Source organism: Kitasatospora sp. NPDC002543, from assembly GCF_053594915.1.
Genome location: NZ_JBSFWR010000155.1, coordinates 1 through 14055, shown reverse-complemented (window position 1 = coordinate 14055; position 14055 = coordinate 1). Strand labels below are relative to the sequence as shown.

Annotated in this window: 11 protein-coding genes; 8 read left to right on the top strand and 3 right to left on the bottom strand. The window is 76.2% G+C overall.

Annotation, left to right across the window (positions count from 1 at the left end):
• Positions 1–243: BTAD domain-containing putative transcriptional regulator (locus ACWD4P_RS36065; RefSeq protein WP_449782541.1), on the top strand; the 243-nt coding region annotated here is incomplete at its 5' end.
• A 101-nt stretch (positions 244–344) separates the two neighbouring features.
• Here the strand turns inward: ACWD4P_RS36065 and ACWD4P_RS36060 are convergent.
• The gene (locus tag ACWD4P_RS36060) at positions 345–797 is read right to left on the bottom strand and encodes an SgcJ/EcaC family oxidoreductase (RefSeq protein WP_449782540.1); all 453 of its coding nucleotides are present in this window, start codon (positions 795–797) and stop codon (positions 345–347) included.
• Between the two features lie 66 nt (positions 798–863).
• Positions 864–1583, bottom strand: coding sequence for a TioE family transcriptional regulator (locus tag ACWD4P_RS36055; RefSeq protein WP_449782539.1), 720 nt, complete (start codon positions 1581–1583; stop codon positions 864–866).
• A gap of 144 nt (positions 1584–1727) precedes the next feature.
• Between ACWD4P_RS36055 and ACWD4P_RS36050 the strand changes: the two genes are divergently transcribed.
• On the top strand, positions 1728–2882 hold the full coding sequence (locus ACWD4P_RS36050; protein WP_449782538.1) for an erythromycin esterase family protein: 1155 nt from the start codon (positions 1728–1730) through the stop codon (positions 2880–2882).
• Here ACWD4P_RS36050 and ACWD4P_RS36045 read toward each other — a convergent pair.
• Positions 2795–4018 (bottom strand): LysR family transcriptional regulator, encoded by a 1224-nt coding sequence (locus ACWD4P_RS36045; protein ID WP_449782537.1) that lies wholly within the window; start codon positions 4016–4018, stop codon positions 2795–2797. The genes ACWD4P_RS36050 and ACWD4P_RS36045 overlap by 88 nt on opposite strands.
• 71 nt (positions 4019–4089) lie before the next feature.
• Between ACWD4P_RS36045 and ACWD4P_RS36040 the strand changes: the two genes are divergently transcribed.
• The 6 genes from ACWD4P_RS36040 to ACWD4P_RS36015 all read left to right on the top strand — a co-directional run.
• Complete coding sequence (locus ACWD4P_RS36040) at positions 4090–4806, top strand: maleylpyruvate isomerase family mycothiol-dependent enzyme (RefSeq protein WP_449782536.1); 717 nt, start codon at positions 4090–4092, stop codon at positions 4804–4806.
• A 111-nt stretch (positions 4807–4917) separates the two neighbouring features.
• A complete protein-coding gene (locus ACWD4P_RS36035; protein ID WP_449782535.1) occupies positions 4918–6024 on the top strand; it encodes a PP2C family protein-serine/threonine phosphatase in 1107 nt (368 codons plus the stop codon).
• Between the two features lie 443 nt (positions 6025–6467).
• Complete coding sequence (locus ACWD4P_RS36030; protein WP_449782534.1) at positions 6468–7832, top strand: MFS transporter; 1365 nt, start codon at positions 6468–6470, stop codon at positions 7830–7832.
• Between the two features lie 184 nt (positions 7833–8016).
• On the top strand, positions 8017–9330 hold the full coding sequence (locus ACWD4P_RS36025; protein ID WP_449782533.1) for a non-ribosomal peptide synthetase: 1314 nt from the start codon (positions 8017–8019) through the stop codon (positions 9328–9330).
• A 372-nt stretch (positions 9331–9702) separates the two neighbouring features.
• Positions 9703–12795 (top strand): non-ribosomal peptide synthetase, encoded by a 3093-nt coding sequence (locus tag ACWD4P_RS36020; RefSeq protein ID WP_449782532.1) that lies wholly within the window; start codon positions 9703–9705, stop codon positions 12793–12795.
• A 72-nt stretch (positions 12796–12867) separates the two neighbouring features.
• Positions 12868–14055: AMP-binding protein (locus ACWD4P_RS36015; RefSeq protein WP_449782531.1), on the top strand; the 1188-nt coding region annotated here is incomplete at its 3' end.

The following is a 14055-nucleotide window of genomic DNA, read 5'->3' as shown; positions in this document are numbered from 1 at the left end:
GAGAGCCTGCACGGCCAGTACATGATCGCGCTGCACCGCTCCGGCCGCCGGGGCGAGGCGCTGGAGGCGTACCAGCGCCTGCGGAACACCCTGGTACGGGAGTTGGGCATGGAGCCGTCCGCGGCGCTGCGAAGGCTGCAGCGCTCCATCCTGCTCGCCGCCCCCGAGCGCCCGGACCAGGAGCCGCCGGGCGCGCTCGCGGACGGGACCGCCGCCCGCGTCACCCGTCTCACCCGGGTCTGAACCCGGCCCGCGGCGGTGACGGGCCGCCCGGCACGACCGGGCGGCGGGGCGGACGCGGCGGCCCTGCCGGGCGGCGGGGCGACGGACGGCGTACGGCGGGCCTACTCGGCGAGCACGCCGGTGTTCTGGCAGGCGTGCAGCAGCCACCGCCCGTCGTCCTGCCTGGTCATGACGTACAGCGGCGTTCCCTGCGACCCGCCGTCCGCCGGGCCGCCGTCCGTCGCCCCATCGTCCGTCGACCCGCCGCCCGCGGGGCCGTAGACCTGGCGGACCTTGACGGCGGCCACGTCGGGCCGGAGGAAGCGGATGTGCACGGGTTCGTACGTGACCTCGCCGTCCCAGGTCGCGGCGGGCAGGACGGCGCGGGTGAACTCGGCGATGGCGTCCAGGCCGAGGAGGACCTTGCCGTGGGCGGTGGTCCAGAGCGCCTCGGGGTGGAACAGGGCGAGGAAGGCGTCGGGGTCCTTGGTGCGCTGGGCGTGCTCGACGGCGGCCACCACCTGTTCGATGGCGGCGACGTCGGCGGGATCGTGGGTCGCGGTTCCGGTGTCCATGCGGGCCACTCTGGGACCTCGAGTGGCCTTGAGGTCAAGCGCGTCGAGGAGGTTCGGGCGCCGGGATCAGGCCCGCCGGGGCGGTTCGGAGCGCAGCGTCAGGTAGTCGTCGAGCCGGGCCGAGGCGGTGAGCATCGCCAGGCCGCGTGCGGTGAGCCGCTGCTGCCAGCCGTCGAGGGCGGCGGCCGGCTCGCCGGTGCCGCCCGCCGCGCGGATCTGCCGCAGCACGGTGGCGATGTGGTCCAGCAGGTAGCCGCCCCGGCGGAGCAGGTGGGCGAGTTCGGCGTCGCGGACGTCGGCCGGGAGGTAGCGGCGGTGGCCGGTGGTGCGGTCCCGGCCGGGCGTGATGATTCCGGCGGCCTCCCAGGCCCGCAGGGTCGCGGGGGTGACGCCGAGCCGGTGCGCGACCTCGCCGACGGAGCGGGGCCCGGGCGGGGCGGGCAGGCCGGTTCCGGCCGCGGTGCCTCCGGTGAGGTGGCCGACGGCCTCGCGGACGGTGGCGAGGGTCTCCCGGTCGCGCAGCAACTGGGCGTGTCCGCGGTCGAGTTCGGTGAGCGCGTCGTCGAGCCGGTCGGCGTGGACGGCCGTCATGACCGCGCCGGCGGTCGCGCGTCCGAAGGCCGGGACGAGGGCGAGGAAGGCGCGCAGGGCGGCCGCGTGCAGCCCGGTGTAGATCCGGTACCCGGTGGGGGTGCGCTCGGCGGCCGGGAGGCAGCCGTCGCGCTCGTAGTTGCGGATCGCCTGGGTCGAGATGCCGTGCTCGCGTGCGAGGTCGGCGGGTCGCATGGTGGTCGTCTCCCGTTCCGGTCCGGGGGAGAGCCTTCGGAAACCGATCCGGTCGTCCAGGGGCTGTTTGAGGCTTTCGGCGGCGGCAGGGCCTTGCCGGTGGGCGAAGTCTCAACCGTTCCTTCAAGGATACGCTTGAGGTCCATGAACCAGGACATGCATGACTTCGTCACCCCGGCGTGCGAGCTTCTGGGCCTCGGCGAGCCGACGCACCAGGAGCCGGCCTTCGGGTGGGTCCGCAACGAGCTGTTCGCCCGGCTGGTCGACCGGGGCTTCCGGTCGATCGCCCTGGAGACCGACCGGGTGGCCGCGTTCGCGGTGGACGCCTACGTCCGGGAAGGTGTCGGCACCCTCGATCCGGTGATGCGGGACGGCTTCACCCACGGCTTCGGGGAACTCGATCCCAACCGCCGACTCGTCGCCTGGATGCGGGAGTTCAACCGGGAGCGGCCGCCCGGCGAGCGACTGGCCTGTCACGGCTTCGACCTGCCGACCGAGACCACCATGGCCCCCAGCCCGCGCCGCTACCTCGAACACGCCCGTGACTACCTGCGGTCGGACCTCGACATCGCCGCGGTGGCGGGCGAGGACGAGCGGTGGAGCCGCACGGAGGCGGTGCTGGACCCGGAGCAGTCGCCGGGCGACTCCGCCGGAGCCGTGCGGCTGCGCTGCCTCGCCGACGACCTCCTCCTCCAACTCCACATGCGGGCACCGGAACTGATCGCCGCGACCTCGCCCGCCGCGTGGTTCGAGACCCGGGCCCGGCTGACCGCGGGGATCGGCCTGCTGCGCTACCACGCCCGGGCGGCGGTCCGCGGGCTCACCCCGAGCGAACGGATCGGCGCCCTGTCCGGGGTGCGGGACGCGCTGATGGCGCAGAACCTGCTCGACATCCGCGCGATCGAGGCCCGGCGCGGACCGACCCTGGTCTTCTCCCACAACCTGCACCTGCAACGGAACCCGAGCGCCTGGGCGCTGGGCGAGCTGGACTGCCGGTGGACCGGCGCCGGCCGGATCCTGGACTCGCTGCTGGGTGACCGGTACGCCTTCGTCGCCGGGAGCCTGGGGCGCAGCGCGGCGATCGGGCTGGCCGAACCGGCGCCGGGCACGTACGAGGCCCACCTGCAGGAGCGCACCGCGGTATGGGAGTTGACGGACACCGGGCTGCCGGCCGACAGCCGGGTGCGTACCGACACCGGTCCGCGGCAGGGCTACTTCCCGCTCGACCGGGAGGTCCTCGACGGTGCGGCCGGGCTGCTGCACATCGCCGACGGCGCGGCGGTGCCGGCCGGAGCCTGAGCGGCCGACGGCCCGGGGTAGGCCTGCCGCAGGTGGGCCACCAGGGCGGCGGTCGGCGCAGTGCAGGGCTGCCCGGTCGGCCAGGCGAGCGCGATCCGGACCCGGGGGACGGGGCCGACGAGCGGGCGCACGCGCAGGCCGGGCAGCGGGCCCGGGTCCGGCAGTACGGCGACACCCAGACCGTGCGCGGCGAGCTCGGCCAACTGCGGTGGGGCGGCGGCCTCGACACCGACCGCCGGTTCGACACCGGCCTCGGTCAGGGCGCGCTCCAGCGCGGTGCGCAGGCCGGTGCCGCGCGGGGTGCTCACCAGCGGGTGCCCGGCGAGCGCGGAGACCGGGAGCGCCGAGACCGGAAGGGGCGAGACCGGAAGTGGTGAGACCGGAAGTGGTGAGACCGGAAGGGCGCCGGGTGGGAGAGCGACGGGTGGGAGAGCGCTCCGGTCGGGGTCGGGGTCGGGGTCGGGGTCGGGGTCGGGGGTGGTGTCGCCGGAGCCGCCGGAAGGGCCCGCGCCCGTCCCCACGCCCGAGTCCGTGCCCGCGCCTTCCGCGAGCGGGTGGTCCACCGCGCAGGCCGCGACCAGCGGAACCTCCAGCACCGTGTGCAGCGCGAGCCCGGCCAGCGACGACCAGCCGTCGTCCCCCTCCCGTCCGCTCGCCGGGGTGGGCAGGCCGAGGACGGCGAGGTCCAGCCGGCCGTCGCGCAGGGCGGAGAGCATCCGTGCGGTGGTGTCCTCGGTGAGCGAGAAGTCGACGCAGGGGTGCTCCTGGCGGAACGCCGCGAGGGTCGTGGCGAGCCCGGGGAAGGTCCCCAGCGCGGACGGCGGAGTCAGGGCCGCCCCGGCGACCATGCCCAGCCGCACGTGCCCGCGCCGCAGCCCGCCGAACTCCTGGGCCGTGCTGCGGACCGCGGCCGCGGAGGCGAGCGCGGCCCGGGCGTGCGGCAGCACCGCCTCACCGGCGGGCGTGAGCCGTACGGTGCGGCCCGATCGGTCGAGCAGCCGGTGGCCCAGCTCCCGCTCCAGCTGCCGGATCTGGGAGCTCACCCCGGGCTGGGTCAGGTGCAGCAGCCGTGCGGCCCGGGTGAAGCTGCCCTGCTGGGCGACGGTGACGAAGTACCGGAGCTGCCGCAGTTCCATAACTCCCGATCATAGGTGTCAGAACTTCCCGGCCTTGGACGGGCGTACGGTTCCGGCCGCAGGCTGGACGCATGGAAACCGCGCCGCAGGACCAGCACACCGGGCAGGACCGCCACACCGGGCAGGACCAGCACACCGGGCAGGGCCGGGACACCGAGCGGATCCACTGGATCCGCGAGCAGATCGCGGCCGAGCGCCGTGAACTCGCCGGGGTGTTCGCCTCCCTCACTCCGGAGCAGTGGACCTCGCCTTCGCTGTGCGGGGGTTGGCGGGTACGTGAGGTGGCCGCGCACATGAGCACCGGCTTCCGGCACTCGACGGCGCGCACCGTCCTCGAACTGGCCCGCTCCGGCGGCAACGTCCACCGCATGGCCGACCGGATCGCCCGCCGCGACGCCGCCGCCATGGGCGAGCGCGAACTCGTCGCCGCCCTGGCCGACCACGCCGACCACCCCTGGCGCCCGCCCGTCGGTGGCCGGATCGCGGCCCTCGCCCACGACGCCGTCCACGGTCTCGACGTCACCGTGGCGCTCGGCTTGCCCGCCCGGCTCCCGCTGCCCAGGGTGCGCGCCCTGCTGACCGCCCTCACCCCGCGCGGTCTGCGCTTCTTCGGGGCCGAGCTGGACGGCCTCCGGCTGATGGCGACGGACACCGCCTGGTCGTACGGCGAGGGGCAGGCCACCGTGGAGGGACGGGCGGAGCACCTGCTGCTGGTGGCCTACGGGCGCCGGATCCCGCAGGGGCTGCTGACGGGGCCCGGCGCGGGGCGGTTCACCGTCGGGGGGTGAGCCGGCCCGCACCTCGGCCGGGTGCTCGGCCGCCGTGCGGGCTCCGGGGGTCGGTGGCTACGATCGGAAGAAGTCCTTCCGGATGGTGGTGAGACGGAAGCCAGGTCGCCGATGGCCCCGAGGTCCGTGCAGTGGCCGCCGTACGTGCGGGTCGCGCCGTGGTTGCTGGCGGCCGGCGGGCTGGTGTGGAACGCGCTGGATCCGACCGACTACTGGGGCGATCCGATGCTGGCGGCCGCCGCCGTGCTGGCGGGTGCGCTGCTGGCGCTGCGGGACACCGTCGCGGTCGGGGTGGCCGTCGTGCTCGGGATCCTGGTGCTGTCCACCCGGGACGGGTCGATCGGGACCGGCGCCGGATACCTGGAGCTGGCGAACACGGTGTTCGCGGCGCTGCTCGGGGTCGCGGTGAACCGCGTGGTGGCCCGGCACGGGCGGCGGCTGGAGCGGGTGCGGTCGGTGGCGGAGGCGGCGCAGCGGGCGGTGCTGCCGGAGCCGCCCGCGAGGGTGGGGCGGCTGTCGGTCGCGGCCTGTTACCGGGCCGCCCAGGACGAGGCGCTGATCGGCGGGGACGCGTACGCGCTGCAGACCACCCCGTACGGCGTGCGCGGGCTGATCGCCGACGTACGGGGCAAGGGGCTGCACGCCGTCGGGGCGGTCTCGGTGCTGCTGGGCGCCTTCCGGGAGGACTCCCACCGGCTGCCGGACCTCGCCGGGCTCGCGGACGCGCTGGAGGACTCGCTGCTGCGGGAGAGCGAGCTGATGAGCGAGGAACTGCGCCTGGAGGGGTTCATCACCGCGCTGCTGGTGGAGTTCCCGCCGGGGGAGGAGAGTGTGCGCACGCTCGACTGCGGGCACCCGGGCCCGTACCTGCTCGGCCCGTATCCGCCGGGCGGGGGCGCGCCACCGGTGCGCAGGCTGGACGCGGCGGACCCGGGGCTGCCGCTGGGGATGGGCGGGCTGGGCGTGGCGCGGCCGGCGCAGGAGGACCGGCCGTTTCCGGCTGGGTGCACGCTGCTGCTGGTGACCGACGGGGTGACCGAGGCCCGCGACGCGGCGGGGGAGTTCTACGACCCGGTGCTCGGACTGGCCCCGCTGGGACCGTTCGCCGGGCCGGGGGAGGTGCTGGACGCGCTGGTGGCGGATGTCGAGCGGTGGACCGGCGGGCCCCGGGACGACGACATGGCGGTGCTGGCGATCACCCGCCGGGCGGGGGCGTAGGCGTTCGGTTCTCCTTCGGCCGACCGTGCCGAGCCGGACGACGCCCGCAGCGCGCCGACCGGGGCCGCACGGGCGGCGCGCGGCGGTACGTCGATCCCCTTCCACGGCTCGCTTCGGTCACGCCGGTATCACGATGAGGTGACGGTCAGGCCCTACTCCATGGAATCAGGCCAAGTTGAGGGCCGTCGTCCGGTGGCCGGAAAGGTGGCGTCCGCATTCCGGACAAGGAAATGGACCCGTGGGGCGGACGGTGCCCGAGGGGTTCGTCGGCCAGCACCTCCCTGGTCGACGGGCACCGCGCGCGGCGCGCCGGGGCGGGGAGCCGTCGTCAGGAGCGCGTCAGCGCGGGACGGGCGGGTGGCGGGATTCGGCCGACCTGCGGTCCGTCCGGAAACGAACCCGGTGCTTGCCCCGTGTCGAAGAGGTGACCGAGAGTCGCACCGATGAACGAGAAGCCCAGCTCCCGCCAGGCCCGTCTGCTCGGCCACCGCGATTTCCGGCTCCTGTTGACCGGAGCCGCGGCGGCCCAGACGGGCAGTCAGGTCACCCTGGTCGCCCTTCCTCTGGTGGCAGTGATGGTGCTCGACGCCACATCCTTCGAGGTCGGCCTGCTGACCGCCGCCGAGACCGCCGCCTTCCTGCTCGTCGGGCTCCCGGCGGGCGCCTGGCTGGACCGGATGCGCAAGCTTCCGGTGCTGATCAGGGCGGACCTGGTGCGCTGCGTGGCCGTGGGGTCGATCCCGCCGGCCGCCGCGTTCGGGGTGCTGACCATGCCGCAGCTCTACGTGGTCGCCCTGGTCACCGGGGTCGCCACGGTGTTCTTCGACGTCGCCCACCAGTCCTTCCTGCCCGCCGTCCTGCCGCGCGAGCAACTGGTCGGCGGCAACGGGGCACTGGAGACGGTCCGCTCCTCGGCGCAGATCGCCGGGCCGGGCCTCGGCGGCGGACTGGTCCAGCTGCTCGGGGCGCCGCTCGCCATCGTGGCCGACGCCTGCGGCTACCTCGCCTCCGCGCTGCTGCTCGTCCGGATCAAGGTCGAGGAGCAGCGGCCGGAACCCGACCCGGGGCGCTCCCTGCGCGCCGAGGTCGGGGAGGGCGTGCGGTTCGTGCTCGGCCACCCGCTGCTGCGGGCGATCGCCACCGCCACCGCCACGTCCAACCTGTTCTCCGCCGTACTGACCGCCGTCCAGACGGTGTTCTGGGTGCGGGTGCTCGACCTGTCGCCGGGCGCCATCGGCATCCTGCTCTCGGTCTCCGCCGTCGGCGGACTGGCCGGCGCGCTGTGCGCCGGGCAGCTCGCCCGGTGGATCGGACAGGCCCGGCTGATCTGGGTCTCCACGGTGGTGACGGCCCCGTTCGCGGTGCTGTGGCCGCTGTCCGGGGGCGGCGCGGGCGTGGTGCTGTTCGGCCTGGCCTCCGGGGTGGTGCTGTTCGGTGCGGTGGCGTACAACGTCGCCCAGGTGAGCTTCCGGCAGAGCCTCTGCCCGCCGGAGCTGCTCGGCCGGATGAACGCCACCATGCGCTTCCTGGTGTGGGGCACCCTGCCGATCGGCGCCCTGGTCGGCGGTGTGGTCGCCGACGCGGCCGGGCCGCGCGCCGCGCTCTGGCTCTGCGCCGCCGGCTTCCTGCTGGTGCCCCTGCCGCTGCTGCTCTCGCCGCTGCGGCGGATGCGCGAACTGCCGGAGCCCGACCGGCCGTCCGGGCCGTCCGGGCCGGCTGGAGGCGCGGAGGCCGCCGGAGACGCGGACGCCACCGAGGCCGTCGAGGCCGTCGAGGAGGGGAGCGCCGTGCGCCCCGGCTCCTCCTGACCTCCCCGGCCCGACCCGGCCCGACCATCCCTGGCCTGGTCCGACCTCCCTGACCCTTCCGACTCTCCTGCCCCGGGCCACCCGGTCCCGGGCAGAACCCCGGCCGGTCCACCCGGCCGAGCCCTCGACCGATCCCCGACCGATCCCCGACCCGAGCCGCGACCGGAAACCGGAGACCGTTCCCGTGCACGCCAGCATCACCGCCGCCTACCTCGCCCGGTACCGATCAGCCGCCGCCGAATCCCCGGTGGAGCTGCTCCCGCTGACCGGCGCCCAGCGGCGGTTCCTGATCACCCGCCGGCTCACGCCGCAGAGCCGCAGCGACGTCGTCCCGATGTTCTTCGCCTTCCCCCGCGGCACCCTCGACCTGGACCGGCTGGCCCGCGCCGCCACCGCGGTCGCCGCCCACCACCCGGCGCTGTGCGGCGGGTTCACGACCGTGCGCGGCACACCCGTGCTGCGCGCCGGCGGCCCCTCCGCCGAGGCCGCCCGGATCGCCGTCGCCCCCGGCGGCACCGTCCGCGCGGCGCTGCTCGACGCCCTGCTGGACTGGCCGGCGGACGGACCGGCGCTGCGCCTGCTGCTGGCCGCCGACCAGGACGGGGACGAGGAACTGCTCGCCGTCGCCCTGGACCACGCCGCCTGCGACGAGCAGTCGCTCGGCGTGCTCACCGCCGAGCTCAGCGCGGCGTACGAGCAGGACGAGCGGCCGGAGGACGGGCCCGCTCCCCGGGCGCTGGCCGACTACCGGCACGCCGTCGAACTGCAGCTCGCCGCCGAGGACGCGGCCGGCGGCCCCGCGGCCCAGGCCCACTGGGGCCGCCGGCTGGGCGCCGTGACCGGGGCGAACGGCGGCCCGGCCACGTCCACCGGCATGCTCGTCGAACGGCTGCCCGCCGCCGAGGGCGCCGCCCGCGGCGCCGTCTTCCCGGCCCTGCTGGACGCGACCGGCTCCGCTCTGCACCGGCTCCACGGGGCCCCGGGCACCGACCGGCCGGAGACCGGGGGAGGGCGGCTCGCGCTCGGCTACCCGTGGGGCGGCCGCCCGGCCGGCGCGCCCGCCGCGCTCGGCTGCTTCCTCAACACCCTGGTGCACCCCGCCGATCCGGGGCCGGCCGCGGACCTGGACGCGCTCGCGGACGCCTGGTGGGACGACCTGGACCAGGCCGGCACCCCCTTCGACGAGGTGGTCCGGGCCGCCCGCACCGCCGGGGCCCCGTGGTCGGGAGCCCTGGACGGCCTGCTCACCCTGGAGGACCTGCACCGCCGCCCGCCGCTGGTGCTCGGCGGGGTCCCCGGCCGGGAGACCCACCTGGACGGGCGCCCGATCGCCGCACCGATGGCGGTCTCCGCCTCGCACGGCGACGACCTGCTGATCCGACTGGCCTGGGACCGCGACCGGTTCACCGAGGCCGATGCCCACGCGGCCTTCGGTGACCTGCTCGCCGTGCTGGGGCACCACCTGCACGCCCGGCCGAGCCCGGTCCCGCAGGGCTGAACGCGCCCGCCCGGGCGCGCTCCGCCGCCGGGGGCGGCATCCGGCGGGCCCACCGGTGGGCGCCCACCGGCGCGCGGCCACCCGGCGCGCCCGAACCCGCATGCCGCACGCCGCCTTCGCCCGCCCGCGCCCGTGCGCCCCGACCCGCGGACCCAGACCTCGGGCACCGCGTCCACCACGGATCCACCACGGATCCACCACGGATCCACCACGCCCGTCCGCCCGCGTCCGACACGCCGCCGGACGGGACCCCCTGACTCCGGGCCGCACCTCACCCCGGTGCGGCCCGGCCCACCGGCCGGTGCGGGAACACCCCACGCCCACGTCCGGCCACCGCAGTGCCGACAAGCCCACCACACAAGGGAATCGACGATGTTCGCACTCTCTCCGTCCCAGGAGATCGTCTGGCTGCACGAGCAGATGCTGCCGGGCAGCCGCGCCTACAACTTCACGGCCGTCCTCGACCTGTGGGGAACCCTCGACCGGGACGCGCTGCACACCGGCCTGGCCGCCGTCCTGGCCCACCACCCCGGCCTGCGCCTGGAGTTGGTGCCCCGGTCGGAAGGCCTGCCCGGCCAGCGGGTCGCCGAGCACTGCGAACCGGAGCTGCGCCACAGCGACTTCACCGCCGAGCAGGACCCGGAGGCCACCTTTCGCCGGCTGCTCGCCGCCGAGGCCGAGGAGCCGCTGGACACCGGCCGGGCGCCGGTGCTGCGCTGGCACCTGGTGCGGCTCGGCGAGGAGCACCACCGGCTGATCCACGTCGAGCACCACCTCGTCCACGACGGCCACTCCTTCGCGATCCTGCTGCGCGACCTGTTCACCGTCTACCGGGCCACCGTCCTCGGCGAGCCGTACCGGCTGCCCACCGCCCCCTCGTACGAGGAGCACGCCCGTACCGCCGCCGACGTCCCCCGGGAGCGCGCACTCGACTTCTGGGCCAAGGAGCTGACCGGCGCGCCGCGCGAGGTCACCCTGCCCGGCCTGGCCCGGCCGGGTGTCGAACGGCGCCACCGCGGCGGCCAGTTGCGCCAGTCGATCGGCGCCGACCTGGCCGAGCGGCTGCGCGAGCGCAGCAAGGCGGACGGCCACACCCCGTTCAGCACCCTGCTCGCCCTGCTCGCCGAACTGCTGCGCCGGCACAGCGGCCACCGCGAGCTGGTGGTCGGTACCGCCGTCGGCAACCGCCCGGAGGGCTTCGAGGGCACCGTCGGCATGTTCGTCAACACCGTCCCGCTGCGCCTGCGGCTCGACCCGACCGCCCCCGGCACCGAGGCCGTGGACGAGGTGACCGACGTCCTGCTGCGCGCGCTGCCCTACCAGGACCTGCCGGTCCAGGAGCTGACCCGCCGGCTCGGACTGCACACCACCGGCGCCGACAACCCGCTGTTCAACGTGATGTTCAGCGCGCACGACGCCGCGCTGCCCGACGTCCAGGCGCCCGGGCTGGAGGTCTCGCTGTACGAGGGCTTCAACACCGGCACGACCCGCTTCGACCTCGACCTGGTGCTGCTGCCCGACGACCGCCGGGTGGTCGGCGAGAAGCACGGCGCCGCCGGGATGACCCTGGTCTGGGACTACGACGCCGACCTGTTCGGCGAGTCCGAGGCGGTGCTGCTGTCCGAGCGGCTGCTGGAGCTGCTGCGCTGCTACCTGGACCGCCCGCAGACGCCGATCGCCGACCTGGCGCCCGCCCCCGAGGCCGAGCGGGCCACCCCGGTCGCCCCGGCCACCCTCGACCCGGCCGCCGCCCACGCCCCGGACGCGCTCGCCCTGCTGGCCGGGAGCGAGCGGATCAGCTACGGCGAACTCGACCGCCGGGTCGGTGAGTTGGTCGACCGGCTGCGTGACGCCGGAGTCGTCCCCGGCCAGCCGGTGGCCGCCGTGCTGCCGCGCGGCGCCGACAGCGTGGTCGCCCTGCTCGCCTGTCTGCGGTACGGCGCCGTGTACGCTCCGCTGTCCACCGAGGACCCGGCCGCCCGCCTCGGACTGCTGCTGGAGCGGCTGAGCCCGGCGCTGGTCCTCGCCACCCGGCAGAGCGCCTCGGCGCTGCCCGCCGAGGGCGTCACCCCGGCGCTGCTGGACGGCCCCGCCTTCCCGAAGGCCGAGCCCGCCGCCGTGCTGGACGGCGCCGCCTACGTGATCCACACCTCCGGGTCCACCGGCGTGCCCAAGCCCGTGCTGGTCGGCCGCGAGGCCCTGGCCGGATACGTCACCGCGATCGCCGACCGCTACGGCCTGACCCCCGCCGACCGGGTGCTGCTGTTCGCCAGGCCGTCCTTCGACGTGGCCCTGGAGGAGGTGCTGCCCGCCCTCGCGGCCGGCGCCGCCCTCGTCGCGCCGCAGCGCGAGGTGCCCACCGGGCCCGAGCTGGTCGCCGTGCTGGCCGCCCGCGGCGTCACCGTCGCCAACCTGCCGACCAGCTACCTCCTCGCCGTGCGCGAGGACCTGCGCGAGGCGCTGCGCGACGGCCGCTGGACGCCCCGGCTGCTGGTGCTCGGCGGCGAGCGGCTGCCCGCCCGGGCGCTGGCCGGCCTGACCGAGGCCACCACCGTGCTGAACGCCTACGGCGTCACCGAGGCCACCGTCACCTCCACCGTGTACGGGATCACCGCCGACGACGTGGCCGAGGACGGCGAGATCCCGCTCGGCGCCGAACTCGACGGCGTGCGCATCCACGTCCTGGACGACACGCTGCGCCCGCTCGCCCCCGGCTGCGTCGGCGAACTCGCCGTCGGCGGACCGCTGCTGGCCGAGGGCTACCTGGGGCTGCCGGAGCCCACCGCGGCCCGGTTCGTGACCGTCCCCGAGCTCGGCGGCGCCCGGGTCTACCGCACCGGCGACCGCGGCTACCGGGACCTGGACGGGCGGCTGCGCTTCCTCGGCCGTGCCGACAACCAGGTCAAGCTGCGCGGCCACCGGATCGAGCTGGAGGAGATCGAGGCCGCCGCCTCCGCCGAACTCGGCGGCCGCTCCTGCGCGGTGCTGCTGCACACCGACCCGCAGAACGGCCCCCGGCTGGTCGGCTTCCTGGAGGGCGCCGAGCGCCCCGACCAGGCCGCCCTGCACGAGGCGCTCGCCCGCCGGCTGCCCGGCGGGCTCGTCCCGGCGAGCTGGACGGCCGTCGCCGCGATGCCGACCCTGCCCGGCGGCAAGCCCGACCGTGCCGCCCTGGCCCGGCTGGCGGCCGAGACCCCGGACGTTCCCGTGGCGCCGGAGAGCGCGCCGAGCGAGTTCACCGACCCCGGCCAGCAGCTGATCGCCGCCGCCTGGCGCGAGGTGCTCGGCCACGGCCGTTTCACCGCGGACTCGCACTTCTTCGAGGTCGGCGGCCACTCGCTGCTCGCCGCCCAGCTCGCCGCCTACCTGGAGCCCCACCTCGGCGCCCGCCCGCCGCTGCGCACCCTCTTCCGCCACGCCGTCCTCGCCGACCAGGCCAAGGCCCTCGCCGGCGGGGTCAAGTGACCGGGGTGGTCATCACCCTTTCCACCGGCCCGAACTGACGACACGTCACTTTCGTACGTCACCTTCCTGGAGATGATGATGGAACACCTCGGCACCGAAGCTCCGACGACCGAAGCCCCCGCCACCGAAGCCCCCGCCACCGAAGCCCCCGCCACCGAGACCCTGAGCGCCGCGACCCCGAGCGCCGAGACCCTGAGCATCGGCTACGGCCGTCCGCACCAGGACGGTGCGGTGCTCGACCTGTTCACCACCTGGGTGCACCGCACCCCCGACGCCCCCGCCCTGATCGACGGCGAGCAGGTCCACAGCTACGCCGAACTCGACCGCCTCGCCGACACCGTGGCCGAGACCCTGCGCGGCCGGGTCGGCCCCGGCGACCTCCTCGGCGTCTGCCTCGGCCACTCGGTCTCGCTGGTCGCCGTCACCCTGGCCGCCGCCAAGCTCGGCGCCGTCCACCTGCCGCTCGGCCCGCGCCCCGGTGAGCGCCGGCTGCGCGCCGTCGCCGAGCAGCTGCGCCCGGCCTGCCTGGTCGGGGAGCCCGACCTGCTGCCGCCCGGCGGCGAGCGGCTGCCGCTGGACCTGCCCACCGCCGGGGTGGTGGCCGCGCTGACCCCCGGCGAGCAGGTGCGCGTCCCGGCCGGCACCCACTACGCCGTGCTCACCTCCGGCTCCACCGGCACCCCGAAGGCCGTGGCCGTCACCGAGCCCGCGCTCGGCGCGCTGCTGCAGTGGTACCGCGAGCTGACCGGCCTCGGGCCCGGCGAGCGGCACAGCCTGCTGATCGGCGTCTCCTTCGACCCGCACCTGCAGGAGCTGTGGGCCGGCCTCACCTCCGGCGCGGCCCTGGTCGTCGCCCCCGAGGCGGTCCGCTGGGACACCGTCGCGCTCGGCGACTGGTGGCGCGAGAGCGGCATCACCGTGTCCATCCTGCCGACCCCGCTGGCCGAGCCCGTCCTCGGCCGGCCCTGGCCCGCCGACCTGCCGCTGCGCCACCTGGTGATCGGCGGTGACCGGCTGCGCCGGGCCCCCGGGCCCGACGTCACCGCGTCCGTCCACAACGCCTACGGCCCGGCCGAGGCCACCGTCACCACCACCACGCACACCATGGCCCCCGGCGGCGACCACGGTGCCGGCGCCCCGCCGATCGGCCTGCCGATCGACGGCGTCGTGCGCCGCGGGGACCCCCAGGACGGGCGCCCCGGGGCGCGCGGGCCGGGGCGGGTGGGTTGGGGGTGGGCGCGCCGGCCGGGCGGCGGGGGC

What these genes read in the sequence shown, in the direction of transcription:
- ACWD4P_RS36040 (WP_449782536.1), top strand. Translation starts at nt 4,090, where the DNA reads ATGGAAACCGCGCCGCAGGACCAGCACACCGGGCAGGACCGCCACACC.
- ACWD4P_RS36060 (WP_449782540.1), bottom strand. Translation starts at nt 797, where the DNA reads ATGGACACCGGAACCGCGACCCACGATCCCGCCGACGTCGCCGCCATC.
- ACWD4P_RS36055 (WP_449782539.1), bottom strand. Translation starts at nt 1,583, where the DNA reads ATGCGACCCGCCGACCTCGCACGCGAGCACGGCATCTCGACCCAGGCG.
- ACWD4P_RS36045 (WP_449782537.1), bottom strand. Translation starts at nt 4,018, where the DNA reads ATGGAACTGCGGCAGCTCCGGTACTTCGTCACCGTCGCCCAGCAGGGC.
- ACWD4P_RS36030 (WP_449782534.1), top strand. Translation starts at nt 6,468, where the DNA reads ATGAACGAGAAGCCCAGCTCCCGCCAGGCCCGTCTGCTCGGCCACCGC.
- ACWD4P_RS36035 (WP_449782535.1), top strand. Translation starts at nt 4,918, where the DNA reads ATGGCCCCGAGGTCCGTGCAGTGGCCGCCGTACGTGCGGGTCGCGCCG.
- ACWD4P_RS36020 (WP_449782532.1), top strand. Translation starts at nt 9,703, where the DNA reads ATGTTCGCACTCTCTCCGTCCCAGGAGATCGTCTGGCTGCACGAGCAG.
- ACWD4P_RS36050 (WP_449782538.1), top strand. Translation starts at nt 1,728, where the DNA reads ATGAACCAGGACATGCATGACTTCGTCACCCCGGCGTGCGAGCTTCTG.